The organism is Ureibacillus sp. FSL K6-2830 (assembly GCF_038004145.1).
Classification (GTDB): domain Bacteria; phylum Bacillota; class Bacilli; order Bacillales_A; family Planococcaceae; genus Ureibacillus; species Ureibacillus thermosphaericus.
Genome location: NZ_JBBOQR010000001.1, coordinates 1,202,569 through 1,228,565 on the forward strand (window position 1 = coordinate 1,202,569; position 25,997 = coordinate 1,228,565).

Here is a 25,997-nt window from a genome sequence, read left to right on the forward strand (position 1 = left end):
TCCACCACCCTATTTTTTTTCGAAGGAAAGGAAAGGAACCCCTTTGCTAGTAAATTCTTTTTCCTTAGATTTTATTTATTGCTATCATATAAAACTTGCACTAGGTTTATCAACTATCTTGATTTTTTCATAAAATTTGACAATTAGAAAACTATTGATAGACTAAAAACTTGCTGGATAAACACTCCAGTAAGCATTTTTTAACATTATTCAACTTTGCTTTCAACTACTACAGCATCCGCCTTGATTGTTTCACCGAAAGCAGGTTTTAATGTTTCTTCATATGCTTTTGTAAAGAATTTTTCTTCATATAAACTTTCAATTTCTTCATTTAACCATTCTAATAATTCTGCATTTCCTTTTTTAACAGCTGGAGCGATACAATCCAATTCACCTAAAGTAGGTAATTGCTTAAAAAAATCGCAGTTGCTATCTATTTACCTAATAAAGCTCCCCCTCCTAACAGCTTTCTTCGCTATAAAAAATCTGCTCCATTGTATGAACTGAAGCAGATTTTATAAAGTTAATAGTTATTGCGAATTGTTTTTAAAGCTTTGGACCATTTAAGCAGTTGGTCGAGCATATCATTTACAGTTTTTGTATGCATTTCTGCTGGTTTGAACTTTGTCATGTTTTCAAAATCAGTGAAAAGAGATAACGCAGGGTGTGTCCGAACATCTGCCACCGCTAATTCTCCCAAAATCCCGCGTAGATGTTCAGCAGCACGTGCTCCTCCAACAGAACCGTAGCTGACAATGCCAGCCGCTTTATTATTCCAAACTTCTCTAGCTAAATCGAGCGCGTTCTTTAAAGCCCCTGTAATACTGTGGTTATATTCTTGCACAATAAAAATAAATCCGTCTAAACTTGCTAATTTTTCATTCCATTTAGCTACTCGAGGATCTACTGTATCAGATGTTGTCGTACCAAAAAAAGGCAAGTCGTAATCAGCGATATCAACGATTTCAAATTCCGCTTCTTCACGATTATCAGCTATTTCTTTTACCCATTTGCCAACTTGAGGACTTACTCGACCTTCACGTGTACTTCCTAAAATGATCCCAATTTTTAATTTCTCTGACATTGTAAGTTCCTCCTAATTATTTTTCTAAAAAACTCTTTATGATAACAATGTTGCCAATTTGTCGAAAAGTTATGATGTCGGAAAATGTAATTTTTATGGATAGATTTTGTCTTGATATTCACATCTATATGTCATGCTGTTTGTTCTTTCGTTCTTCCAAAATATCTTTAATCATTTCAATATGGGAAGACGCCCATGCCTTTTCCCTAAAATGAAGAAACAAAGCAAATGTAATACCTGTGATATAACAAACAATGAAAATCATCCAATTTCGCGTTCCTTCTTGAAACAGGATTTTCTGAAGATGCTCGGAAAAAATTAAAAATAAAAAAGGGATGGACGAAACAAAAATCGGAATCATGCCTGACCCATTTTCCTCTTTTACTAATCGATAGTAAATTAATTGCAACACATCGCTTTCAATTGACTCATAAAATTTTCGAACTTCATAAAGATCTTTTAAATATTTTGATTCATGAATGGCATCTTGATTTTCTTTAAGCCGCTTATAAATTTTGTGAGCGTCTCCACGAAAAATGTTCATCACTTCTCACCCCACAGCGTGAAATTTAGTGGGTTCACCATATTGTTTGCACTCCTCCTATTTGGACTACTTTTATTATTCTTCATCCTTTTAAAAATAAACTTTTCACAATTTTTACGAAATATTAGGCGTTTATCTGTTGTATATCAGTTTTATATATAATATAATTGTTATATATCACATAGGAGGGGATGGCCTTGTTGAGCAATAAAGAGCGTAAAAATATGGTTCAGTTTTTGGTGAAGTATTTTGGACTTGAACCAATTCAGCTTGTAAACATTTCTGATCGTATGTTAGAAGCTACGTATGATTTTGCGTATTCTCGATTTGAAATGGAAACGGATATTTAATGGCATGAACAAAGGGGTAAACATATAAGAGTCGTTTCTCATGGGAAGAAACGACTCATTTTATTTCATCCAAACATATCACTCTTCAATCTTTTCAAATTGTAATGTAAACAATTCAATTTGTCTGCCCCATTCAACGGCCATGTTGATTTCCGTCTCTTCATTTACATTTGTACATTCCCCACAAACATCTGTAATCATTAAGATCCCCTGATCATTTAATAAACCGATTTCAGTGGAAGAACCGGATGGTGTTTCTATACGATAGCCGATTTGTTTTGGAATTGGTTTCTTCCCGATGTATTCGATTTGAAGTATGGATGATTCCTGTTTTTTCTCCATTACCACTTCATAGACAACTCGCCAATTTTTCGTTTCACCGACAAAAGTCCATTCTTTCGTATTTTGGCATGCTGTAAGCACAATGAGAACAATGAAGACAAAAATTGCTCTTTTTATCACTTTGTCACCTCTTCATTCGTATTCCTATGAAATCATTTTGGATCTATGCATTAAAGAGAAAAATTTTGAAGGAATAGTTTCATTGAATTGACGCACGCTAAATTCAAGATTTTTGGGAGGTGATAAGGATGGCGAAGAAAAATAAGACGAGTTTTAAGAAAGATAAAAAGGAGAATAAAAGATCTAATCAACGGGAAGAATATTCAAAAGAGTTTAATCAAGTAATCCACAACAATCCTCCTGCTGAAGTAAGAAAACCCCGAAATACTTAATTTCAATGGGTACTAGCCCATAAAAAGAGCGAATGTAGAGAACGATTCGCTCTTTTTTGTAAAGGATGGATATTGATAATTGAAAAATTTAACATTCTCTTTAGAGAATTTTGCTAAAAAACAAAGCTCCAATTTTAAAATTCCTATTCGCTTCCTTCTATTCCTCTATTCATCGAAACTTTAGAGATTTTCCGCAAAATTTCTAACCCCTTAGCCAATTCATCAAAAGATGCATATGCGTATGAAAGTCGTATATGATGCAAGTCGTTTGCAGCATAAATATATCCGGGATTAATCAAAACCTTTTCATTCAACAGTTTTAAAAAGAAAGCTTTATTGACAATCGGCTGATGGAACCTAAGCCAAATATAAAAGCCCCCTGCTGACTTATTCCATGAGGCAATATCTTTAAACTCTTCTTCCAATATCTTTTCTACAAAGGCAACCCTCTCTTTTAGTTGATGTCGGAGCCATGAAACATGATTTTCATATAATTCCGTTGATAACCAGTGAGCCACAATTTCTTGTGAGAAGGAGCTAGACCCATAATCTGTTTGCATTTTAATATCGGCTAATCTCTGGATTACTTGCGTTGGCCCTACTACCCAACCAATGCGTAATCCTGGACTTAACGTTTTCGAAACGCTCCCGATGTATAGCACTTGTCCTGAAGAATCGAAGGATTTAATCGGCGGTGTCGGAGAATCAAATAATAATTCATGGTACACATCATCTTCCACAATCGGAATTTGCAAAGCATTGCACACTTCATACAACTGTTTCTTTTCTTCCACTGAAAAATTTATTCCTGTTGGATTATGCAATGAGGGAATGCAATAAAAAATAGACTGCCTTTTCTTTTTTAAAGATTGTAGGGTTTCTTGTAAATGCTGATTTCGCTGAACCGAGATCATTTGCATCCCCGCAGATTGAAATGGATGCACTGAAGTTAAATAAGATGGATCTTCATGAAATACGATTGAGCCTTCCTCTAACAAGCCAAGAGCAATTAATTGCAATGCTTGAAGTGCCCCTGAAACAATTAAGATATTTTCAGGAAAAGTATAAATCCCCCGCTTTTGTAAATATTCGCACAAAATCTTTCGCAATCGTTCATTCCCTAGAGGTGATGAATAGCCGATTACTTTCGCATCAAGAGAAATTGATTGAAGAGACTGCTTCAACTCTTTTGTCGGAAGTAATTCCGGTGACAACTCCCCTGTTCCAAGGCGAATGACGTCATCGTATTGCTCGTATTCATTAATCAATTGAATGGTATGAATGTTTGGTTTATGAATACTCGATTCAATATGTTGTTTCCAATTCGGTTGGGATTTGTTTAACAGGGCATTCCAAGAATGATTCGCCACATAGACTCCAGAACCCACTTTCGATTCCAATAAGCCATCCGCTTTTAATTCTTCTATCGCCTGTTGCACCGTGCTACGATTTACTTTCAATTGGCTCGCAAGTTTTCGTTGGGGTGGAATTTTTGTGCCAACCGTCCAATCTCCTCTTTCAATGCGAGACCGCATCCAATTGACAATTTGTTCTTGTAGGGTTAAATGGGAATTCCGTTCTGGTTTCCAGTCCAAAAAAATCACCTCTTTAAAATTGGATGGTGCAAAATCCATCCAATTGGTCGTTTTCTTTTAGTTATAACAAAGTATGATTGATTTAGAAAGCGGGGTGAAGAAATGGAACCACTATTACACGGAATCATTTTAGCATTTGGATTGATTTTACCTTTAGGGGTTCAAAATGTATTTGTTTTTACACAAGGTGCTATGCAGCCGAATCTTTTCCGCGCCTTTCCTGCGACAATTACTGCAGCGATGTGCGATACATTGTTAATTTTACTTGCTGTTTTTGGATTATCCGCAATTGTGTTGCAATTTGAATGGTTGCGAATAGGGCTTTTAATGGTGGGAGTCGTATTTTTGTTATATATGGGGTATGCCATTTGGAAAAGCAAACCAGCAATCACTGAAACAAACAACGCGTTGCCAGCCAAAAAGCAAATTATCTTTGCGATTTCCGTTTCCGTCTTGAATCCTCATGCTATTTTAGACATTATAGGTGTGATTGGAACGAGCGCGCTGAAATATGAAGATATCGAACAATTATTATTTACCTTAGCCTGCATCAGCGTATCTTGGATTTGGTTTGTTGGCCTAACCATAGCAGGGGGAGTCTTGAAAAAGTTAGATCGCTCCGGAAGGATTTTAATGATTTTTAACAAATGTTCAGCCATTTTTATTTGGGGCACTGCTATTTATTTAATGACTGATGTATTTGGCCAGCTCTAGTCTTTTCCAATGAAATGCTTAAGAATAGGTTTTCCTTTTTAATTAAATAAAGAGCCATTGCATTTACTTCTGACAAGCTTGTACAAAAAACAAATTATACCAATTAGCTATTTAAACTTTTCAATGTTATGAACATTATCCCACTTTACTTACAAACCTTTTTCATAATCCAAACTCGAAAATGCTATACCTTTCTCTCATTTTTGATGGATGCTCTTATAATAGAGAAAATTTTCTATATAATGGTTCACGTGACAAAAAATTTGAAAGGTTGTGAAAAAGTGGGTAAATTTCATTGGTTCGTTGTCACGCTCTTGGCAATGCTATTAGCAGCCTGTGGTGGAAATGAAGAATCAAAAAACCTTGAAGAAAATGCAGATGTAGAAGTAGACATAAACGAAGAAAAAAATGAAAAAGTAAACGGAGCAACTACATCTTTTGATGAAGTAAATAAACTCATTCAAGAAGCAACAGAAGGAAATATAGAAGTTGTATACACAAACGAGAGCGCAAATTATTCCCATGATATGAAAGGTTTTATTGTCGACGTTCCTGCCTATCAAATTGTGAAAGTCACTGATATGAATCGAGATTTTCTTATTCAATTTGATGACCAACAAGAAGGTTATATCATCATTGCTAAAACAATCATAAACAATACAACAGAGAAAGATATGTACTACAACCTCAATTTTAATATTCGTTTAACACACGAAACAGATTACATCCCATTTGACCTTACATTTTTAAGAAAAGAACTTTTCCCTCGCCCACAAAACGAACAAACACGTGCTTGGGCTCCAGGTGAAATAGCGGAAGGCTATGTCACATTCACTTTAACAAATGAACAATTTGAAGCTATATCTTCTGTAAAACCGAAGTTTGTCATTGAAGGTGGCGTATCTGAAAATGAGTCATTCAAAGAAAGCTTCCTTGATGATGCTGTGTTTGACTTCGTATATAGTGAAGAATATGCAAAAGAAGTTGGAAACGCACCACAATTTTACCCAGATCGTTTAACAACGGCAAACTGGGCTGATAAAGTAATGATTTTTGAAAAATCAAATATCAATGAAACAAAACAAATTGACAATGTAATCATTACGTTAGATGGTGTTCAATATACAGAAGTCATTCCAACCGCTGGCAATGAAGAACGTTTCCGTAACTTTGGCGATAGCGGTGTCGTGGCAATTACGGTGAGACTTTTGATCGATAACCAATCCAGTGAAAAAGTTAATATTGATCAAATTGGTTCAAAATTAAGAATCGATGATAACCGCGGTACAGCTATTGCTAGCGGCATGGTGGAACCTTCTGATGAAAGAGAAGTGCAACCAGGAGAACAAGGCGTTAAACATCATGTATTTCTTTTTAGAAAAGATGAATTTGAAATTTTCAAGAGATTTGATTTAGAATTTGGTCCATTCACAAATGATGAAGGAAAAGATCAATTTAAAGGAAAGACAGTTACTTTTACATTACCAAGATAAACAAAAAAACACCACGTATCGATGCGTGGTGTTTTTTAAAGAGGTTATACACCTGTAGAGACATCAAAAGGTACAAACTCACCATTTATATATGCTTCTAAATATTCAACCTTTGTAGAGTCCTTTGTTACCTTAAACACATGTTTTCTTTCTGTATTTTGCTCTTCTTGTTCATCAAGCTTTACAATTAGTGTAGTCCCGTTCAATTCTAAATCTGCTTCTACATTTGCAGTAGATGAATAAACAATATAAAAAACATTCCCTTTCGTATTCAATATTTGGAGCTTAGCGTATTCATCTATTCTCTCTTGCACTTTTTTCGGAACAACCTCTAATTCACTTATGCTGAATTGAGATGTCTGACACGCTGCTAAAAACATCAGCATAAAAATAAATACATATTTCTTCATCTATTTCTCTCCCCCTATTTCATTGATTCTACAAAAATTTTCCATCACCTCTTAGATGACTTAAATGCTTAGAAAAACGCAATAACTTCGTCAGATTTGTACTTGAACTCTCTATTCATAGTGCTAAAATCTATAAATAAACTACACATAGTTGGGGGTCTTTTTTTCATGAAACTTAACGAAAAAGAATTAGAAATACTTGGAGTGTTAGAGAAAGACGCTCGAATCGAAACAGCAGACCTTGCAAAAATGGTGGGCTTAAGTATAGAAGAAACAGAATCCATTCTAAAAAAACTTGAGAGTGATCAAGTCATTGTTAAATATTTAACAATGATTGACTGGACAAAAATCGATGAACATCAAGGCGTTCGAGCAATGATTGATGTGAAAGTAACCCCTAAACAAGGCGTTGGCTTCGATGAGATTGCTGAAAAAATTTATCGTTATGATGAAGTGCAATCTGTTTATTTAATGTCCGGTACTTATGACTTATCCGTTATTGTTGAAGGCAATACTTTAAATGAAGTGGCAAATTTTGTATCACAAAAATTGTCTACATTGGAATCTGTCGTATCAACAACAACTCATTTCATCTTGAAAAAATACAAACATGATGGAATTATTTTAGAACAAGAGAAAAAAGATAAAAGAATTGTGGTGTCATAAATGAAGGCAACAAAAAGTACATATATTTCCAGAACAGTTAGAGAATTAAAACCCTCAGGTATTCGTCGTTTTTTTGATTTAGCTGCAGGAATGGAAGGCGTCATCTCCCTAGGTGTTGGTGAACCTGATTTCGTCACTCCTTGGCATGTTCGAGAAGCGGCGATCCGTTCCATTGAAGAAGGATATACTTCCTATACACCGAATGCGGGTCTTCTAGAACTACGCGAAGAAATCACAAATTATGTAAAAAACCGTTATCATGTGGAGTATTCCCCTTCCGAAGTCATTGTCACAGTGGGGGCAAGTTCAGCAATCGATACAGCGATGCGCACGATTATCGATCCAGGCGATGAAGTTATTGTTGTAGAACCCTGCTTCGTATCATACAGCCCTACCGTCACTCTTGCAGGCGGCATCCCAGTCCCAGTGCAAGCGTTAAAAGAAAATGACTTTAAAATTTTACCAAGTCAAATTGAAGCAGCAATCACGCACAAAACGAAAGCGATGATTATTTGCTTCCCTAACAATCCTACAGGGACGCTCTTAAATAGAACAGAGTTAGAAGCTCTTGCGGAAATTGCCAAAAAATATGATCTACTCGTGATATCGGATGAAATTTATGCCGAACTTACATATGATGATTCCTTTACAAGTATGGCCTCTCTCCCTAGTATGCGGGAAAGAACCATTTTAGTGAATGGATTCTCAAAAGCCTTTGCCATGACAGGTTGGCGACTAGGTTATGTATGTGCACCGGAAGAAATTGCAAGTGCAATGTTGAAAGTTCATCAATATGCATTGATGTGTGCATCAACAAATTCACAATATGCCGGTTTGGAAGCGTTGCGCAATGGACAAGGCGAAGTGGAGAAAATGGTGAAAAGTTATCGTCTCCGCCGTAATTTCATTGTGAATTCCTTTAATGAAATGGGGCTTACTTGCCACATGCCAGGAGGTGCTTTCTATGCCTTCCCTTCCATTGAATTAACTGGACTCAGTTCTCAAGAATTTGCAGAACGATTATTGTTAGAACAAAGCGTTGCCGTTGTACCAGGTGATGTCTTTGGCGAAAGCGGCGAAGGCCATATCCGCTGCTCTTACGCAACATCAATGGAAGAATTAAAAGAAGCAATGAAACGAATTAAACACTTTATTGATTCGTTGTAATATTAGACTTGATTTGTACAGGCTGTTAAGGTTGCTTAGCAGTCTGTTTTTTTATTGAACATGATAACTTTGGCGAAATACTTGCAACTTTATTTTAAATATTCATTTCTTCCCTTCCTTCTCCCTCCAAAAAAACAGGACATTTGCAACTTTCTCTTTTTTCATTTCCTTGCTACACTCCTTTATAACAAAATCTATTTTTTGAAATTTTTTACTGAGGTGATTCATTTGAAATACAAGTTATTTAGTAACTTATTGTTGTTTTCAATCATCCTTCTCGCCGCTTGTTCTACCACCAATGACGACGTTCCTGCAACGATAGAAGCCAAACCTGACACCGGATATGGTAAAACCTTTCAAGAACTCAGAATTGGCAACCTATTAAACTTTGATTTCAAATTAAATAATGCGGATCAAACGTGGGTAACGATTTGGGTGGAAAGTTATCAGGATGGAAAACAAAAAGAACAATCGGCCGCTCAATTGGCTTATGGATTAAGCCCTAACAAAACAGAGCAGGGTCCTTTAGGAATCGGTATGTTTGAAACCGTCGATGGATCATATCTATTTATTTATTCCAACAACATCTCATTGAAGCCAACAAAAATTGATATCCCCAATTCCGAAAACATCATTAGCGAATGGAAATATGCTTTAAATGAAGAAACATTAGAATTAAATCAGTCCTATCTATTAGGAGTATATCGAGCATCAGAAAATGAAATGGCAGTTTACGATTTACAAGATGAAAAAGAAGTCGAACAAATGATTCAAGACTCTAAGTATGTCCTACTAGTGAAAATGAAAATTGAAGAACATGAAGATTAAAATTGAGGGTGATAAATAACTTCTGTAAAGGAGTTGAAAATTTGGATAATATTGTATCAGAAATTTTATTTTCCATTTATGTCATCATCATGATTATTACTTCTATTGTTTATTTACGCCAATTAGAAAAAGCACGAAAACACCGAGCGTTGACTGCTTTTGAACGGACGATGTATATCCTAATTCAAGTTGGCTATTTGTTATTTGCGGCTAGCCTGCTTATTTTTGTATTTACTTAGACGTGAAAAAGCCTGATCTAAAAGTCCAAAACTTTTGGATCAGGACCGACTCCTTATGATGAATATTTCTCTCCTTATAGTAATCACATCTAGCATACCGCCTTGTCAAGCGGAAGTATCAGTCAAAAAGTGTGCGTTTACGGAGCAACAAGTTCCCCTTCAACTAGCCATTTGTAGTTTTTTACTTCTTCTCCTGTTGTTGTTGTAAAGTCCACCATGTAGACAGGTCCTTCTTCTGCCGTTTCAATCGTTGCCGATGCACCTCTCATGCCTGGTATATGTTCTGTATTAATTACCAATTCCCTACCAGGTTCCATTGGATCTCCACTTGCTCCTTCTAACTCCTCATGAATCACCCATTTATAATGTTTTACTTCCTCACCGCCATCTGTTGGTCTAAAAGATACAGAGTAAGCCGTTGTATCATAAGCTCCGACAACTACTCCTTCTGCTCCTTCCATGCCATCCATATGGTTTGCATAAATTTTTACTTTACTGCCAACTGGGAAGGCTGGATTGTCTGCCACTTTTAAGTCTAACGGTACTTTTCCAGAACGATCTTCAATGGCATCTGCTTGTTTCGTTTCTACTTGTTCTTCAGAAGTTTGTTGATTTTCCACTTTATTCTTGTCTATTTGTTCAGATGTATCTCCACATGCTACAACAGTGAATAAAAAAGATAGTAAAAATAATGTAAAAGCCCAATTTTTTTTCATGAAAACCCTCCCCTGCTTTTTATTATTAGGTTTGTCAATTTTCATCTTTATATACATAAATCTGCCTAATTGAACCCTAATTCAAACGCTTTTGAAACCAATTGGAAAAAGAATCGTAATTATGAATAAAAAGGGGAGGATGGATATGGAAACAAAAAAATGTTTTAAATGCGGAGGAACGGAATTTGCAGAAGGCACAGACTACATGCCAATTAAACCAAACCTCATGTCGATGAGTGGTGCAAATAAAATTTACACATTTTGTTTACATTGTGGAGAAGTAGATTCCATACGAATCGAAAACACAACGATTTTCAAAAAAAAATAGGGGCTTTCCACCCCTCTCGCTTTCTTTAGCTTTTAAAAATCTCTCTCCTACAGTAGTCGAAACAAGTTTGCACAATCCTCGTCGCAAAGGGGACATCTCAATATGACTTTTCAGACGGCCCCATGATAACTACTTATTGCACTCTTGCTATAACCGTTTTAAAAATGCCAAATCCCTTTAATTGAAGAACGAGCTTTTCTTTCATAGCAATAGGAGTTTGTACATAAACAGACAAGTCATCTATGGTAAACTCTCGATAGTTTTGCACATTCTTCGGTTTTCTTGGCAACACAACGAGCTCTTGGATATCTGGAGCACAACACCCTTTCACTTCTAACAATTGCACCGTTAATTGATTCCCCTTTGAACGAATCCAGTCTTTTACACCCTCATGGATTTCTACGTGCATGTTCCTCCCCCGTTTCGGTCAAATTTTTTCTTTATCATATATGATGCAAAAGATGAAGAAAATACTTTTGTTTAGGAACAGCACTTTACATTGAGAATCACACATAAACCGCAAGTCGAACGAAAACGACTTCCCTCCACTTACTCGATTCAAGTGCAATTGAAATTCATGAATTCAGGGAAACCTATCATGTCGCTTTTTTATTAACGATTTCTTTTCCAAATAAAAAACTGATAAGAAAAATTCCTATCAGTTTTCCAAATGTTCTTGATGGTCCTGTTTGTTTTCATTTTCGTAGGCTATTAATGCGACACCAAGTTTATGCTCCAGCGCCTTAATTTCTGCCAACTGTTCTTCCGATAAGTGTGCGTATTGCCAATCCTCCATATTTTTCACCTCACAAAGAGTATGGTCAAAAAAAGAAAAAAATACGCTTCTTCCTTTTTATTTTGACCTTATACCGGGCACATCATCTTATACTCATACCATTTCTTCTACTCTTTATAGAATACAAATCCTTTTCGATATTTTTTTGCTTCATATAAAGCTTGATCAGAATTGGATATAAGCGTCTTTACATCAATGCCGTCTTGAGGGAAGATGGCAATACCGATGCTCGAAGTGACGACTATCGATTGATCCTCTATTTGATAAGGAACTTGAAAGGCTTTTTGTAACCTCGTTGCAATTTCAACAAGGGTTTGTTTTCCACGGATATTTTTAATTAAAATCAGAAATTCGTCGCCACCAATGCGGCAAAGGACATCTCCTTCACGCACATTCTTTTTCAACCGATCGGCAAATTTTATTAATAATTGGTCCCCTACTTCATGGCCGAGAGTATCATTCACCTTTTTGAAATCATCCATATCGATAAACATAACACCGAACATGCCATTATTTCTTCTTGCTTCTTCTACGACTTTTTTCATTTCTTTTGTAAAATAACGCCGGTTCGTCAGTCCTGTTAACGGATCGTGGTACGCAAAATATTTTAACTGTTCCTCATAGTGTTTCTTCTCGGTTACGTCTCTCACTACAAGCTGATTCACATATTGCCCTTCAAAAAACACACGCATCATTGTAATTTCCGCCCACAAAACTTCCCCATCGACCCGCTTCATTTTCTCGAGTACTGTTGTTTGAATTCCTTCTATTAATAACTTTCTAATCGAAAACTGTTGCTCCGTATGAATCAATTGCCATACAGACATACCTAATACGTCTTTTTTGGAACGAGCGCCAATCAGGTCCATGCCAGTTTGATTGATGTAGATGACAGCATCATCTTTTATCATAAAAACCGCATATGGAAAAAACTCCAATAAATTGCGGTAACTTTCTTGATTCGATTCGAGTTTCCGTCGAATTTCCATTTGCTCTGTAAAATCTTTATACGTACCAACCGCAAGGACATTGCCTTCATTTACTGCACCATAGGAAGCTAAAATATCTAATACTTTTCCATCTTTTCGTTTTCTTTTCGTCATATAATAGGGAACATTTTTTCCGCTTTTTAAAGTATTCAATAGTTGTTGAAATTCTTCTTGGTCTTGCTCCTGAAAAACAAGTAAATGATTAGGAACTTGCCAATCTTCCTCCGCACACCCAAGAATCTTTGCGAAAGCAGGGTTTGCCATTAACACTTTCCCATCATAATCAACAGTAAATAAGGCATCATTGGAGTTATTCCATACGAGTTCCAATACATCAGGATCTACAGATTGTTTAAAATCCATTCCATTCTCTCCTTTGAAGGATAAAAAAAGGGTCTCAACATGAGACGCTCACTTCTGTTATTGTCAGAAAACCAAGATGAAACTATACATTTTCATATTGTATTACTTCGGCCTTTCGATTAAAAATATATTGCCTATCGTAGCATATTTCGGACCTGCTAATCGGCTGATAGGATTGAGTTCTCTTGTTTTAATATATGAATGGTCATAGATTTTTTCATCTAAATGCACGAGCACAATTTCACCTATAAATAAATCGCAGCTCGGCCCTTCACCATTGATGCCCCCTAAAGGAATCCCTTTTACCAGTTTACATTCCAATCGCACTTTCGCTTCTTCTACTCCCGGAACACTTACCATTTCACTTTCTACTGGAGTTAATTTTGCATATTCCAGTTCACTTTTATCACTTGGTAAGTTTGCCGATGCCAAATTAAATTTTTCTATATTTTCATGATCCGCAACATGCACAACAAATTCCTGCGTATTGTAAATATTTCGAGCAGTGTCTTTCATTTTTCCATCTTTTCGTTGTACAGAAATCGAAAGCATCGGTGGGTTGGCTGAAACGATATTAAAATAGCTAAAAGGTGCTCCATTGACAACGCCTTCAGTGGACATCGTCGTAACAAAGGCAATCGGTCGAGGAATAATCATACCAGTAAGTAAAGTATCATTCTCTCTTTCACTTATTTCTTTTGGATTAATGGAAAGCATGCATAAGTCACCTTTTCTAAAAGATTGTCCGGCCCACTACAGCCTTCTTGATTTATTTTATTACATGATAATTAAATATTTTCCTCAATATAACTTTCGAATGGGGAAAATATTATTTTTTCAGAAATGTCGCGGGACTGACGATGGAAAGAGTTTGTTGAGGATTGGTTTAAGATCCATCCCCTTAATTAATAAGAGTCTTGGGGACTTAAATTGGGCACTTGTGCAAACAATGAATACGAGGGCTTCTTCAATAAAGGTTACATTCAAAATAAAGAATTGAGGTTAAATGAGGATTTATGGGAATGGACTTATGCAAAAGTCGTTTAAAGGAGAGAAAGGCACTTTGTCATGGAAATTGTGAGGAAAATGGCAACGTTTGTAATCACTAAGCAGACAACAATTTTCAACGTTCCATTTCCCCCACTACTAACACTTTAGAAATACACGACCGTCCAGACGACGGATGTTATAAAGTAGGTAATCGCAAAGGGAGTTAGTTTCGGGACAAACTTTACAAACACCACAAACAGCACTGCACCAATACACAATAATAAAACCCACGGATGAACATTCAGCACATTGACCGTAAACATGTGCACAAATGTCGCAACAAATGCAGCACTAAATGCTTTTAATAATAAGATGAGTTCTTCTTTTTGATGCGTTGACAAAACAATCCCTCCCCTCTTACCCCCAATGTATTATTTTCCACAGGAAATAGAACTCTGTTTACAGAAATTCCAATCATTCGTAATTTTTTCGTGCGTATCTTCTAGAAGCTGTGTGGAGTATTGAGAAGATAATTGAATACGGATGAAGTAAACGGTCGGTATGCACTAACATTTGAATGCATTTTCCAAAAAGATTGTGAAATGATTTGATCTTTTAATCGCCCTTGAGTGCTACACTCTTTTTGCAACAGGAGAAATGGAATGTAAAGTTGGTGGGATGATACACTTTGATGATGGGAAAGAACGACCTATATCGCTAACGTTAGAATTGCCAAAACAATTTTCTTCACGTGAAATAGTGGATTTAATTCATTAGATGATGTGGAACAAGGAGGCATCATGACATTACCCATAAACAGCTATCGATGCTAAATATACTAGTCCAAATGGGGAATCGCGAACCTGTTCAATGGCAAAATAGCGCAAAAGAATTACAGGATATGTACGGAACATTGTTTCAAAAGTAAATAAAAATAAGGCAATCAACAAAACGTTGGTTGCCTAAATACCTATAGCGAACAAATTACGAAAGTAGTTCCCGCAACTCTATTGTCATGGCTTCGACAAGTTCAGGTCTTCCATGGAACTGAGCAGGTGTATTTTGAAACAATTCAATAAACCAGTGATCGTCTTTTCTCACCGCTACAACTGTATGATGAGCATTGACGGAAGTTTCAATATCCGATTCTCCAGGCGGGACCATCCCAGCAATCGCACGTAAGAAGGCAATATCGCTTCCTAAAAAACGAATATCCTTCACCTTCGTTACATAAGGAGCCGTTGGATGACTTTCAAAAATAGGCGCTAAATGCGAGAGGATTTCTTCCTGTCCAATCGCCATACTTCCATCAAATCCAATCTGCACCCCTTCTTCTCCAAACAAAGCAGCCATGCCTTCTGCGTCCCGTCGATTCCATGCTTCAATCCATTGTTCATATAGTTTTTGGATTTCTAGTTTACTAGACATTTCTTTCCCTCCCCTAAAGCAGCAAACACTACTCAGTGTACGCATTTCCCATGCTTTGATATAACAGCACTTCTACCACGTACAAAATACTGCTATGGTTTGATAATACTCGAAAATCAATAATTTTTCGATAAAAATTGAGGATTTGTTAATAGCACTGTAAAGAAATACAATGAATAAATTTTAACTTAACATATAGTGATGATAGTAATGTATATCTGTCAGTATCGTTGAGCAATTTAAAAAAACAATTTTATTATATGAATCAATTTCATCAATCATAGTCTGAAGTATAGAGTACCCCTATACTAAAAACTTTGTTTTTTTAATTATGCAACTTGGTTTTGTTGCTGTAATAAAGCATTGATTCGATCAACTGCTAGTTTGCAGGTATTATAAATTAACGTCACCAGATTGAAATGCATTTTTGCTTTCTTTCCTGTACGATGACGGACATTGTTTAATTGAAAGTATTCCTTTAAATAAGCGTTAACGCGTTCGACTGCTGTACGTTCTTGATAAAGCTGTTTCCATCGTTCTGTCCCACGTGCTGGATAGGTAAATTTACGGATATCTATATCACATTTGATTTTGAAAACTTTTTGGCAAAGGGTGTCTTCTCGTAATGGGCAAGTTGCACATTCCTTTGGACGTGTGAATTTTAATGTATTGTACTTAGCGTCAAAGCTGTCATATTGGTAACTATGTTCACGCACACAGGTTGGACGAAAATGTTCATCGAATCCTATATATTCTCCTTCTCGGCGAACGTTGTAAGGAATCACGACTCGCATGGACTGTGATACGGCTTGACGGTAAATAGGTTCAACATCATAACCAGCATCAAATATAGCGATTGTAAATTGACCGTTTCCTAAGTGATGAAGTTTTTTCAATAATGGAATCGCAGCTTTACAATCACTTAAATTACCTGAGGACATCAAACGAGTGATGATATATTGACTTTTCGTCGAAACAGCTAAATGGGCTTTATAACCAAACCAGAATGTATTTTTTCCTTTACTATTCTTTTTCACACCCCATTTTGGCTCAATCGGTACATCCTTCCAAAGGGTTTCTAATGGGATATCCAGCTGTTCTTTCAGTTCTTTTTCATAGGTTGATTGATTTCCTTTTTTCTCTACTTGTTCGGCTAACCAAACAGCTCGTTCAGCTTTAGTTTTACGACCACGTTTTTTAGGAGTTTTAGGTGCTTTCTTTTCTGATGGTGTGAAAGCATCACGAGCTTCAAAGTGACTCGCATCGATGGCGACATGTTCATCATTTAGAAAGCCTTCCAACATCGCTGTTTTGATGAGTGTATCGTTCATTTTATCTAGCACATCTGATTCACTAATGACTTGAATCATGCGTGAATAAGAGCTTTCAGATGGTACGACATCAGACACAAGGAATCCACAGTCGAAACGAAATAAAGGATCATGGACCAAACGTTTGACTAAATCCTTCATTGTTGGAATTCGTTCGACAATACGAATAATCAGCGATTGAATCATTGCACCATCATTCCATTCACGTGGCGTGGTGCACCTTTCAATGTCTTTTTAGAAAACAATTGAAATATAGGCTGAATGTCGATTGCACTAAAAATGGCATCATAACGATGGGAACTTTCCATTTCTAATAATTGATGGATGTCAAAAAGAGAAATTTGTTTTACAATAGTCATAGGGTACTCACCTCTTTCGTATGGTTTGTTTGGTTACCTACCATTATAACGAAATTTGGGGAGGTACCCATTTTTTATTGTCTTGAATCCCTTGAAAATCAAGGGGTGAGAATTATGAAGTTAACTCATATGTAAACACAACACTGTTTTATTCTACTATCTAATATTAATATCTCAATATTCATTTAGTATAATTAAAATATTATTTACTAAAAAATTTAAAGGTGATAATACTTATGAAAAAGAAAGTCCATGTAGTAGGAGCAATTATTGAAAATGAAAGAAATGAAATTTTTTGTGCTTTAAGAGGGCCTGAAATGACTTTACCAAACTATTGGGAATTTCCAGGCGGAAAAATAGAGGAGAATGAAACACCTGAACAAGCTTTAGCTCGAGAAATTAAGGAAGAATTTAATTGTTTAATAAAAGTAGGGCAGAAGGTTGAAGACACAACCTACGAATATGAAAAAGTAATTGTTCGTTTGGAAACGTATATGGCGAAACTAATCAAAGGAGAACCTATAGCACGAGAACACGCTGAAACTAAATGGGTTTCTCGTAAAGACATTGAAAAACTCAACTTTGCTCCTGCAGATATACCGGCTGTTAAAAAGATAGCAAGAGAACAATTGTAAATAATGTGGTGGTAATGAAATGAATCAACAACAATTATTAAAAAAAATCGAAAATTCCCTATACAAAGGATTCATTGATAAAAATAAACCCGTTACTGCTCAATTCAAACCGAAACTACTAACAAACAAAAAACAAGAAACTGTTTTGTCAACTTTACTACAAGAATTAAAAACATGTAAAACGTTTTATTTTTCTGTTGCCTTCATTACTGAAGGTGGTCTTGCTACATTAAAAACAATGCTTTATGACTTAAAACAAAAAGGTATTAAAGGTAGGATTCTTACCTCTACTTTCCTAAATTTTAATCAACCAAAAATGTTTAAAGAATTATTAAAACTAGAAAATGTTGAAGTGCGAATAACAAACGAGAAAGATTTTCACGCAAAAGGTTACATATTTGAACATCAAGACTATTACTCCCTTATAGTTGGTAGTTCTAACTTAACCGATAGAGCATTAAAAACGAACTACGAATGGAACGTTTTTTTAACGTCTTTAGAAAATGGGGAAATTATCAATCACTTTAAAAATCAATTTGAAGTTGCTTGGAATGAAGGAACTCAACTAACGAACGAATGGATTAATGATTACAAACAAATTTACCAATTAAAACCTTTTGTTTCTTCAAAATCTTCAAATGTTCTAGAGCTGAACACAACATATTTAACTAATTCTTTAGCTGAAAGCCTATCAATTAAACCAAATAAAATGCAATCGGCTGCATTAAAGGAATTAAAAAAATTACGAGAAACTGGTGCAAAAAAAGGATTAATTATCTCTGCAACTGGTACAGGAAAAACCTATTTGTCTGCTTTTGACGTCCGAAATTTTGCACCAAACAGAATGTTGTTTATTGTACATCGAGAACAAATTTTAAAGAAAGCCATGCAAGATTATAAAAAAATCCTTGGTGGACAAGAAGAAGATTTTGGTATACTTTCAGGAAATTCAAAAGATATAAATGCTAAATACTTATTCGCCACTATTCAAACAATTTCAAAAGATTCTTATCTCAAACTATTTGAGCAAGACTATTTTGATTATATTTTAATTGATGAAGTACATAAAGCCGGAGCAGCATCTTACTTAAAAGTAATTAATTATTTTACTCCTAAATTTATGCTTGGTATGACAGCAACGCCTGAACGGACAGACAATTTCAATATATATGAATTATTTGATTACAACATTGCTTACGAAATACGATTACAAGCTGCTTTAGCAGAAGATATGTTATGCCCTTTCCATTATTTCGGTGTTATTGACTATGAAAAAAATGGAGAATTAATTGACGATACTTCCGATCTAAGAAAACTTATATCTAATGAAAGAGTTCATCATATTATTGAAAAATTAAATTACTACGGTTATTCCGGTGATAGCGTAAAAGGACTTATGTTCTGTAGTTCAAAAGAAGAGGCTCACAATCTTTCAACGGCTTTAAATGCTAGAGGCTTAAAAACAATTGCACTAACTGGGGATAACACACAAGAAGAACGTGAGAAAGCAATCGAAAAATTAGAAAAAGGCGAATTAGAATACATAGTAACTGTAGATATATTTAACGAAGGTATAGATATCCCCTTCTTAAATCAGATTGTTATGCTTCGTCAAACTCAATCAAGCATTATTTTTATTCAGCAATTAGGTCGCGGTTTACGTAAACATCCATCGAAAGACTATGTTACAATTATCGACTTTATTGGAAACTATAAAAATAACTATTTAATTCCTATTGCTTTATCAGGAGATCAATCATTAAATAAAGATAATATTCGACGAAAAACTGTTAATACTGATTATATCAGTGGAGTTTCTACCATTAACTTTGAAGAAATTGCAAAGAAACGCATTTTCGAATCCATAAACAATACAAATTTATCAACATTAAAAATGTTACGAGAAGCCTATATGGAATTAAAAAATCGTATTGGTAGAATCCCAACCTTATATGATTTTATTCTACAAAACTCAATAGATCCTGAAGTGATCATTAAATCTTCTGATAACTATCACTCTTTCTTATTAAAAATGAAAGAAGATGTACCGAATCTTTCCGATTACGAACAATCTGTACTTACAATGATTTCAAAAGAATTTATTAATGGAAAAAGAATTCATGAAATCATTTTAATTGAATTGTTACTGGAAAGTGATTCCGTTTTAAAACAAAATTATATTAAGAAGTTAAAAGAATTCGGTACTTATGTTGATGAAGCAACAATTAAATCTGTAGAAACAATTTTTTCATTGAAATTCTTTACACAAAAAGATATTGAAAAGTACGGTTTAAAACCAATTATTGAAATAGAAAACGGAAAATATACTTTTAATAATGATATTCAAGAATGTCTACGTAATAATTATTTTAGAGAATTAATTGAAGATATTGTGAGATGCGGATATATTAAGAACCAAAAATATGATAAAACAAAACCCTTAACTTTATATGAAAAATACTCCCGACGTGATGCATGTAGGCTATTAAATTGGCCTCATGACGATTCATCAACAATATATGGTTATCGAGCAAAATACAATACCTGTCCTATATTTGTAACATATCACAAGAAAGATAATGTGGAATCAAGTCAAGCATATGGGGATGAATTCCTCTCTCCAGAACTGTTTCGATGGTTTACTCGTAATCGTTTGACTTTGAACTCTAAAGAAGTGAAAAATATTTTATCTTACAAAGAAACTGGAATGAAAATTTATCTATTTATAAAAAAAGATGATGGAGAAGGAACAGATTTTTATTATTTAGGTGAAGTAAATATTGATGATAACAGTGCAAGAAATGATACAATGATGGACGATAACGGTAAAATCCTCCCGGTTGTTTCAATGAATTTGATTTTGGAACAACCAGTTAAGTATGATATTTATCATTATTTAGTGGAAGAATAAAATCTTAAAAAAATTAAAAGAGACATTTAAAAGGATTAAAACTCTTTTAAATGTCTTTTTGTTGTTTTTGACAAGTAAAATATGGCTCTTACGTTCTTTTAATAAATGCATTAATAATAATCAATGATTTAGATATTAAAATGTTCTATTTAAGTCACTAAGTTTACGTAAGATCCATTTTTAGTTTTGCCATAAACAACATTATTCAAGTGCTTTTTAATAAAAATTTTAAACAAATTGCATTGCATTATTAATATTATTTACCTGCATCTTTACCGCTAAATATGCTGTTTCTTCTATTATTCGAGTAATCAACTTTTCTGCCTCTATACGTTCTAATTCAAATTCCTTATCGCTATCACTCTTTTCAATTTTCATAAGAGCTGCCGCAATTAAAAAACTATTCATGTAAAGTTGAGTGATGAATTGGTTTTGAACTAATGCTTTTTTTGTTCCTGTTGTACCTTCTTCAGTCATAATTTGTTCTAATACAGAAGAATTCATATTAATATAAATTGCCCCTACAGGTTGGTCTTCTAAACCGGGTTCTAAGTAAACAATTTTAGATTTCCCCTCTTCTTCATCCCAACTCATGTCTTCCCAAGTTTTGTATTGTTCTTTTTCTTCATCTGATTTATCAAGAGCGTCAATTGATTCCTGATCTTTAAATACCTGAATTAAAGCTGGAAGCTCTAACTTCTTGTTTCCTTTTTTAGTGCTCTTTTTCTCTTTTTTTACAGGGTCAATAAATTTCACTAAAACTATATGTGTGAATTCATTCTGTTCATCTTTCATATTTAGTTCAATTGCCACTTCTTCACCAACATTTACTACACTTTCTTTAGCTTCGAGTTGTATATTCATTTGCCCATTTTTCAAAGAACTTCGTTTAATTGTAAATGCTTCACCAAAATCTTTATTGTCCCCGATTTGATTTCCATCATTTTCTTTTTCATCTTTTTCCCTGTTTTTTATTCTAATTGAAAATTCACCTCTAGCCTCATCTCTAGTAAAATAGTTATCACAAGCATCTGTGATTACCTTAAGGGACAGTCTCCCGTTAATAGGAACTGTTTTTACTGTTTCATTCCCATCCTCAACATCCATATTATTTACTTTCATATAAGTTGGAAATTCTTTTAATTGGATTTCGGGCTTTTCTTTTTTACTACTTGAAGAAGTACCATTATTTGCAGCTCCAAGTACATCGTCTTTAAAGAAATTTTTTAACATACTATTTTGAGCGTTTTTTCCTAATAAACTTTCAAATAATTTTTTCGTACTAGAACCTGATACTTGTTTTGTTGCTCTTTCTCGATTCAACTTATCTAGTTCTGGATTTTCTTTTAAGAAAGATGTAACTTTATCAATAAAATATTTACTATGTTCTGTTTTACGAATTGTTTCCCTATTTGCCATAAAGAAGCCTTCATCTAAAAAAGACCTAGATAAATTTGTACAATCAATAGTCACTAATAATGTATCTTTTATCAACTTAAATCCTAAATCTTTTGATATGTATGTAGTATTTAATGAATATTGAACTTGACCGTTCATGAGAAAAACAACTGGCGTTTTTCCTCTAACGTCTTCTATATCTTTTTTATTTTCAAATAAATAAATATCTATTAGAGCTTTTCCAAATATCGTATCTCTTAATTCATTATTAATTGATTCATATATAGGTGTTATTTTTCTCTTTTCTTTTGAGTTTTCCCCATCTTCCTCCACTTTCTTTTTAAGAATTGTTCCAGCACCGTAAGCGGTATTCATGACGTATCCTTTTTTTCTATTCTTTACCACTTCATAATCTTTTCTTGTTTCATATACATTAATCGGGAATGCCGGAAAATATAAGAGTCTGTTGATTTCTTCTTTAAGACCTTGGAAAGATTGAGACTTTGAAGGTAAATCATAGTTATACATTTTAATGATTGTACCTTGTTTAAAACTAGACTCTTTAATTCCATTAATCACTTCAATTGTTTCGTCATCTTCTAAAGTAAAGCGAGCAATTTTCCCGTCAATGACAAAATATTCGTACCAAGTATTTTTATATTTATTTAATTCTTCTTCATTTCGTTCATGTTTTCGGACAAGGGTAAATCCAACTTCTTTACTGTTTGGGTCAATGCCGGTATGTCTTCTCGAAACAATTAATTGATATTTATGCTTACCGCAAAATACTACCGCCCCTGTGGAGCCCATATTAAACTTTCCTTGCACAAAATGAATACTATTTTTATTTCCTCTTTGAAGAGATAAGAGAGTATTTTCAAAGTTATCTGGGTGCTGCCCTTCACCATCATCTACGGTAATGACGTTAACACTATCTTTTGAACCATCAGTAAATACGTGTACTCTAGTGTTTTTTAATTCATCTGGAGTAAATAATGTTTTTACTGCTTCTTCCATTGATTTTGGAGCTTTATCACTAGAAGGATCAATTCCCTTCTCTAAGCACTTTCTTGTTAGAATTGCATCGATGGAATTAGTAAACTTTTCAACCAGTGCTCCCATGGATGTGGATTGCTGATTTTCAAAAGATGAATAATTTCCGGTTGTTCCACCATAAGGCAACCAATTACTCGGATTTGATAGAATAGGAGAATTGTCAATTATGTCTTTTACTTCTTCCTCTGATTTGGCATGTAATAATTGTAATAGTAACTTTCTCAACAAAACAACCTCCCCTTGTATTAATAAAAAACATACAGTTTAACCTATTTCTAACTTATGTCTTCTAGGCACAAATTACCTCTTATTATAAATATACTACAACATTAAATTATAAGTTATTACATTTTTTGTGAATTAAGTTATTTAATTGTAAATAAATAGATTTATTTGCATAAAAAACGTTGAATATTCTAGAAGCAAAAAGAATATCCAACGTTTTTTTATATTTATCCCACAACTAAAATTTCTGTTACTCGATTCCTACTTTTAGATTCTGCAGCAATTTGTCTTGGTGCACTTATGCGATAAATATTAAATCCTTTATATAAATCGTCAAAAAAATCGTCAGATGGATCTGTATTATGCGGGTCGGAGTTACTTAATGAAAAACGAATTCCTTGAATATAGAGTTGCATGCAAAATTGTGCTAAAGCTACTTGGTCTTCATCATTAAAACCATTATGATCATAAGCAGTAAAGGAAGACGTATTTGTTATCGGTCTATATGGCGGATCAAAATACACAAATGTATTCTTTTTTAAATAATCTGCAGTTTGTCTATAATCCCCATGAACAATAGTTGTTTTCTGTAACAATTCATAAACTTTTAAAATATTTTTATCGTCATAAATTTTTATTTTTTCTTTTTTTCCAAATGGAACATTAAAATCACCAGATTTATTTACTCTATATAATCCATTAAAACCTGACTTATTTAAAAAGATAAATTGCGCTGCCCGGTTAAAGTCTATAGATTCAAATAAGTTTCCTTTATTAGCATAGTTGTTATATTTATCTCGAATTTCATAATAAAACATTTCTTTATCATTAAAACATGAGAAACTATTGTACTTATTTTGAATTTTATCCATTTCTTTTACTAACAAAATTGGATTTTCTTTAATTGCTCTATAAACATTTATGAGATCCAAATTAATGTCTATGATAGTATACGTTTTAAATTGACAACGGTTTGCCAAGTAAAAAAACATGGCTCCTCCACCCACAAATGGCTCAATATAGTGTTCAATTTCATTCAAATTAATATGTGCTGATACAATATCTAATATAGTTTCTACTAGCTTAGATTTTCCTCCCGCCCATTTAACAAATGGTCCCCCTTCTAATTTTTTAACTTTATTAATACTACTTAAGTAAGCTACACTTTGTTCACCAATAAGAAAATTTTCAATTTTTGCGGGCAAAGTTAATAAAGTTACCAAATTTCATTCACCCCATTTTACTTTATCCATTTTTTAAATTATAACACATTACAGAACATATGTTCTATAATAAAAACTAAAAAATGAACCAGCCATTTTTATAACTAGTTCATTTTTAAAATATAACTATTTATTTGGTAATTCCATTATCCACTTAACCCAACCTCGGATTGTTGAGGCACGTCTTCGAAAAGTTGTTTCCGAATTAATGTTATATAATTTATGATGTTTCATTCGGCTAACAATGTAATCTGTACTTACTTTTCCTTCTACTACCGTTTTATCGTAAATTTCTTTAAATATCTCATGTTGCAGAATTAACTCTGCAAAAGCTAATCGCTTTTGTCTAAAAGGAAGACGCACTATTTCTCTTCCTTTATCGTTTAATGTAGCAAATGTTCCTTCTTCATTCGTATACTTATTAGCTAATCCCAAATAGAGGCAACTATTGTAATAGTAATCAGATTGTCTTTTATCAAAGTCTAGTTGCTCTGCAATATCATCTTTAGTCATATCCTGTTCATAAAGATAAGAAAGTAAATCGATTACCTTTGTAAAATCATCTGCTTGTGGGAATGGTACTTCAGGTTCTGGAACAAATGTTGTTACCCTATTGACAACATAATCTACATCTTGTTGTGTAATTTTTTCATAATTTACGGTATAGCTCTTTTGTTTAACAAGAGTTATGGAGTTGAATGTATCATCATCTTCAAATCGAAATTCAAAAAAATGAAAGACATCATTTGATATTGTAAAGAAAACTGGCTTAATCACTTTATTAGTTCTTTCTTTCCAAACCCTATACGGATAATACAATTGTCGGATGTTAAAATTATTAACCTTCTGCTTTTTAGCTTCAATTAAGACAAAATTTGAGTGACTTTCATATCCTCCGTCAATTTCAATTTGTGCTCCACTAACATTGATTTGTCTGGATGTTCCTACACTACTTAATACATTGTAATCAAAATTACCAGAGCCCATTCTACCACTAACAGTAAATAAAGATTCCTCACCTAGGAAATCATCGATCATCCCCGTTATGTGTGCACAGTGTAAAGCGGAAGCCTCACTATACAAATCGGCCGGCTTTACAGTTTCAATGTAAGCAGGAATACTCATTTGCTTTGGTTTTAACTTGTCATCATATTTTATATCTTCAAATAGCTTAAAATCACCAATGATATATGATTTTGTAGATATTGGAAGTATGTTTAAATTATATTTTTTAAAAATATCTGGTAAATTGTTTTTATGATCAAATTTACACATTAAACGTGGCTCTCTATATTCTCGAATGTGGTCTGCCAGGATTTCGTAAAATCCTTTTTTCTCTATTTCATTTAGGATATTGTATTTTTTAAATATTTTTTCCCAAGCCTGGTCATTTTTAGTTCCCATCTCCTATTTATAACCTCCCGA

General features: G+C 34.1%; 27 protein-coding genes and 1 pseudogene. 11 read left to right on the top strand and 17 right to left on the bottom strand.

Annotated features, from left to right (window positions below):
- Nucleotides 1–206: 206 nt before the first annotated feature.
- The 3 genes from NSU17_RS05875 to NSU17_RS05885 form a co-directional block, all read right to left on the bottom strand.
- Nucleotides 207–389, bottom strand: a complete 183-nt coding sequence (locus NSU17_RS05875) for an amino acid ABC transporter substrate-binding protein (protein WP_340704564.1) — start codon at nucleotides 387–389, stop codon at nucleotides 207–209.
- A 134-nt stretch (nucleotides 390–523) separates the two neighbouring features.
- Entirely contained in the window at nucleotides 524–1,084 is a 561-nt protein-coding gene (locus NSU17_RS05880) for an NADPH-dependent FMN reductase (protein ID WP_016837394.1), read from the bottom strand.
- A gap of 124 nt (nucleotides 1,085–1,208) precedes the next feature.
- The gene (locus NSU17_RS05885; RefSeq protein ID WP_016837395.1) at nucleotides 1,209–1,628 is read right to left on the bottom strand and encodes a hypothetical protein; all 420 of its coding nucleotides are present in this window, start codon (nucleotides 1,626–1,628) and stop codon (nucleotides 1,209–1,211) included.
- A gap of 197 nt (nucleotides 1,629–1,825) precedes the next feature.
- On the opposite strand from NSU17_RS05885, the gene NSU17_RS05890 reads away from it, so the two are divergent.
- Nucleotides 1,826–1,978 (top strand): hypothetical protein, encoded by a 153-nt coding sequence (locus tag NSU17_RS05890; RefSeq protein ID WP_168411853.1) that lies wholly within the window; start codon nucleotides 1,826–1,828, stop codon nucleotides 1,976–1,978.
- 78 nt (nucleotides 1,979–2,056) lie between these two features.
- On the opposite strand, the gene NSU17_RS05895 is transcribed toward NSU17_RS05890, so the two are convergent.
- On the bottom strand, nucleotides 2,057–2,440 hold the full coding sequence (locus NSU17_RS05895) for a hypothetical protein (RefSeq protein WP_016837397.1): 384 nt from the start codon (nucleotides 2,438–2,440) through the stop codon (nucleotides 2,057–2,059).
- A 128-nt stretch (nucleotides 2,441–2,568) separates the two neighbouring features.
- Between NSU17_RS05895 and NSU17_RS05900 the strand changes: the two genes are divergently transcribed.
- A complete protein-coding gene (locus tag NSU17_RS05900; protein ID WP_016837398.1) occupies nucleotides 2,569–2,712 on the top strand; it encodes a hypothetical protein in 144 nt (47 codons plus the stop codon).
- 143 nt (nucleotides 2,713–2,855) lie between these two features.
- On the opposite strand, the gene NSU17_RS05905 is transcribed toward NSU17_RS05900, so the two are convergent.
- A complete protein-coding gene (locus tag NSU17_RS05905) occupies nucleotides 2,856–4,307 on the bottom strand; it encodes an aminotransferase-like domain-containing protein (RefSeq protein ID WP_016837399.1) in 1,452 nt (483 codons plus the stop codon).
- 102 nt (nucleotides 4,308–4,409) lie between these two features.
- Here NSU17_RS05905 and NSU17_RS05910 point away from each other — a divergent pair, with 102 nt between their 5' ends.
- Both NSU17_RS05910 and NSU17_RS05915 read left to right on the top strand, forming a co-directional pair.
- The gene (locus NSU17_RS05910) at nucleotides 4,410–5,021 is read left to right on the top strand and encodes a LysE/ArgO family amino acid transporter (protein ID WP_016837400.1); all 612 of its coding nucleotides are present in this window, start codon (nucleotides 4,410–4,412) and stop codon (nucleotides 5,019–5,021) included.
- A gap of 281 nt (nucleotides 5,022–5,302) precedes the next feature.
- Nucleotides 5,303–6,514, top strand: a complete 1,212-nt coding sequence (locus tag NSU17_RS05915) for a DUF5068 domain-containing protein (protein ID WP_232019906.1) — start codon at nucleotides 5,303–5,305, stop codon at nucleotides 6,512–6,514.
- 44 nt (nucleotides 6,515–6,558) lie between these two features.
- Here the strand turns inward: NSU17_RS05915 and NSU17_RS05920 are convergent, their stop codons facing one another.
- A complete protein-coding gene (locus NSU17_RS05920; protein ID WP_339289341.1) occupies nucleotides 6,559–6,924 on the bottom strand; it encodes a hypothetical protein in 366 nt (121 codons plus the stop codon).
- A 168-nt stretch (nucleotides 6,925–7,092) separates the two neighbouring features.
- Here NSU17_RS05920 and NSU17_RS05925 point away from each other — a divergent pair, with 168 nt between their 5' ends.
- The 4 genes from NSU17_RS05925 (at nucleotide 7,093) to NSU17_RS05940 (ending at nucleotide 9,824) form a co-directional block, all read left to right on the top strand.
- Nucleotides 7,093–7,590, top strand: coding sequence for an Lrp/AsnC family transcriptional regulator (locus NSU17_RS05925; RefSeq protein ID WP_016837404.1), 498 nt, complete (start codon nucleotides 7,093–7,095; stop codon nucleotides 7,588–7,590).
- On the top strand, nucleotides 7,591–8,757 hold the full coding sequence (locus NSU17_RS05930; RefSeq protein ID WP_340704565.1) for an aminotransferase: 1,167 nt from the start codon (nucleotides 7,591–7,593) through the stop codon (nucleotides 8,755–8,757).
- Nucleotides 8,758–8,985: 228 nt separating this feature from the next.
- Nucleotides 8,986–9,585, top strand: a complete 600-nt coding sequence (locus tag NSU17_RS05935; RefSeq protein ID WP_340704566.1) for a hypothetical protein — start codon at nucleotides 8,986–8,988, stop codon at nucleotides 9,583–9,585.
- Between the two features lie 41 nt (nucleotides 9,586–9,626).
- A complete protein-coding gene (locus NSU17_RS05940; RefSeq protein ID WP_340432414.1) occupies nucleotides 9,627–9,824 on the top strand; it encodes a hypothetical protein in 198 nt (65 codons plus the stop codon).
- A 137-nt stretch (nucleotides 9,825–9,961) separates the two neighbouring features.
- Here the strand turns inward: NSU17_RS05940 and NSU17_RS05945 are convergent, their stop codons facing one another.
- Nucleotides 9,962–10,540, bottom strand: coding sequence for a YdhK family protein (locus NSU17_RS05945; RefSeq protein WP_340704567.1), 579 nt, complete (start codon nucleotides 10,538–10,540; stop codon nucleotides 9,962–9,964).
- Between the two features lie 145 nt (nucleotides 10,541–10,685).
- Between NSU17_RS05945 and NSU17_RS05950 the strand changes: the two genes are divergently transcribed.
- Nucleotides 10,686–10,868, top strand: a complete 183-nt coding sequence (locus tag NSU17_RS05950) for a hypothetical protein (protein WP_340704568.1) — start codon at nucleotides 10,686–10,688, stop codon at nucleotides 10,866–10,868.
- Between the two features lie 133 nt (nucleotides 10,869–11,001).
- Here NSU17_RS05950 and NSU17_RS05955 read toward each other — a convergent pair whose 3' ends face one another.
- From NSU17_RS05955 to NSU17_RS05985, 7 genes and pseudogenes are all read right to left on the bottom strand, one after another.
- Nucleotides 11,002–11,277 carry a CC/Se motif family (seleno)protein gene (locus NSU17_RS05955; RefSeq protein WP_016837409.1) on the bottom strand — a complete coding sequence of 92 codons (276 nt, stop codon included), beginning with the start codon at nucleotides 11,275–11,277 and terminating at the stop codon, nucleotides 11,002–11,004.
- Between the two features lie 249 nt (nucleotides 11,278–11,526).
- Nucleotides 11,527–11,664, bottom strand: a complete 138-nt coding sequence (locus NSU17_RS05960; RefSeq protein WP_016837410.1) for a hypothetical protein — start codon at nucleotides 11,662–11,664, stop codon at nucleotides 11,527–11,529.
- Nucleotides 11,665–11,771: 107 nt separating this feature from the next.
- Entirely contained in the window at nucleotides 11,772–13,016 is a 1,245-nt protein-coding gene (locus tag NSU17_RS05965) for a sensor domain-containing diguanylate cyclase (RefSeq protein ID WP_340704569.1), read from the bottom strand.
- A gap of 102 nt (nucleotides 13,017–13,118) precedes the next feature.
- Nucleotides 13,119–13,733, bottom strand: a complete 615-nt coding sequence (locus NSU17_RS05970; protein WP_340704570.1) for a flavin reductase family protein — start codon at nucleotides 13,731–13,733, stop codon at nucleotides 13,119–13,121.
- 437 nt (nucleotides 13,734–14,170) lie between these two features.
- Complete coding sequence (locus NSU17_RS05975; RefSeq protein WP_016837414.1) at nucleotides 14,171–14,407, bottom strand: hypothetical protein; 237 nt, start codon at nucleotides 14,405–14,407, stop codon at nucleotides 14,171–14,173.
- Nucleotides 14,408–14,990: 583 nt separating this feature from the next.
- The gene (locus tag NSU17_RS05980) at nucleotides 14,991–15,434 is read right to left on the bottom strand and encodes an SgcJ/EcaC family oxidoreductase (protein ID WP_339289350.1); all 444 of its coding nucleotides are present in this window, start codon (nucleotides 15,432–15,434) and stop codon (nucleotides 14,991–14,993) included.
- A 329-nt stretch (nucleotides 15,435–15,763) separates the two neighbouring features.
- A pseudogene (locus tag NSU17_RS05985) lies at nucleotides 15,764–17,124 on the bottom strand (transposase).
- A gap of 236 nt (nucleotides 17,125–17,360) precedes the next feature.
- On the opposite strand from NSU17_RS05985, the gene NSU17_RS05990 reads away from it, so the two are divergent.
- Both NSU17_RS05990 and NSU17_RS05995 read left to right on the top strand, forming a co-directional pair.
- A complete protein-coding gene (locus NSU17_RS05990) occupies nucleotides 17,361–17,759 on the top strand; it encodes a (deoxy)nucleoside triphosphate pyrophosphohydrolase (protein WP_340704571.1) in 399 nt (132 codons plus the stop codon).
- A 19-nt stretch (nucleotides 17,760–17,778) separates the two neighbouring features.
- On the top strand, nucleotides 17,779–20,670 hold the full coding sequence (locus NSU17_RS05995) for a DEAD/DEAH box helicase (RefSeq protein WP_340704572.1): 2,892 nt from the start codon (nucleotides 17,779–17,781) through the stop codon (nucleotides 20,668–20,670).
- Nucleotides 20,671–20,898: 228 nt separating this feature from the next.
- Here NSU17_RS05995 and NSU17_RS06000 read toward each other — a convergent pair whose 3' ends face one another.
- The 3 genes from NSU17_RS06000 to NSU17_RS06010 all read right to left on the bottom strand — a co-directional run bounded on the left by NSU17_RS06000 (nucleotide 20,899) and on the right by NSU17_RS06010 (nucleotide 25,976).
- A complete protein-coding gene (locus tag NSU17_RS06000) occupies nucleotides 20,899–23,349 on the bottom strand; it encodes a hypothetical protein (RefSeq protein ID WP_340704573.1) in 2,451 nt (816 codons plus the stop codon).
- A 227-nt stretch (nucleotides 23,350–23,576) separates the two neighbouring features.
- A complete protein-coding gene (locus NSU17_RS06005; RefSeq protein ID WP_340704574.1) occupies nucleotides 23,577–24,572 on the bottom strand; it encodes a DNA adenine methylase in 996 nt (331 codons plus the stop codon).
- Nucleotides 24,573–24,698: 126 nt separating this feature from the next.
- Nucleotides 24,699–25,976 carry a type II restriction enzyme gene (locus tag NSU17_RS06010; RefSeq protein ID WP_340704575.1) on the bottom strand — a complete coding sequence of 426 codons (1,278 nt, stop codon included), beginning with the start codon at nucleotides 25,974–25,976 and terminating at the stop codon, nucleotides 24,699–24,701.
- Nucleotides 25,977–25,997: the final 21 nt, after the last annotated feature.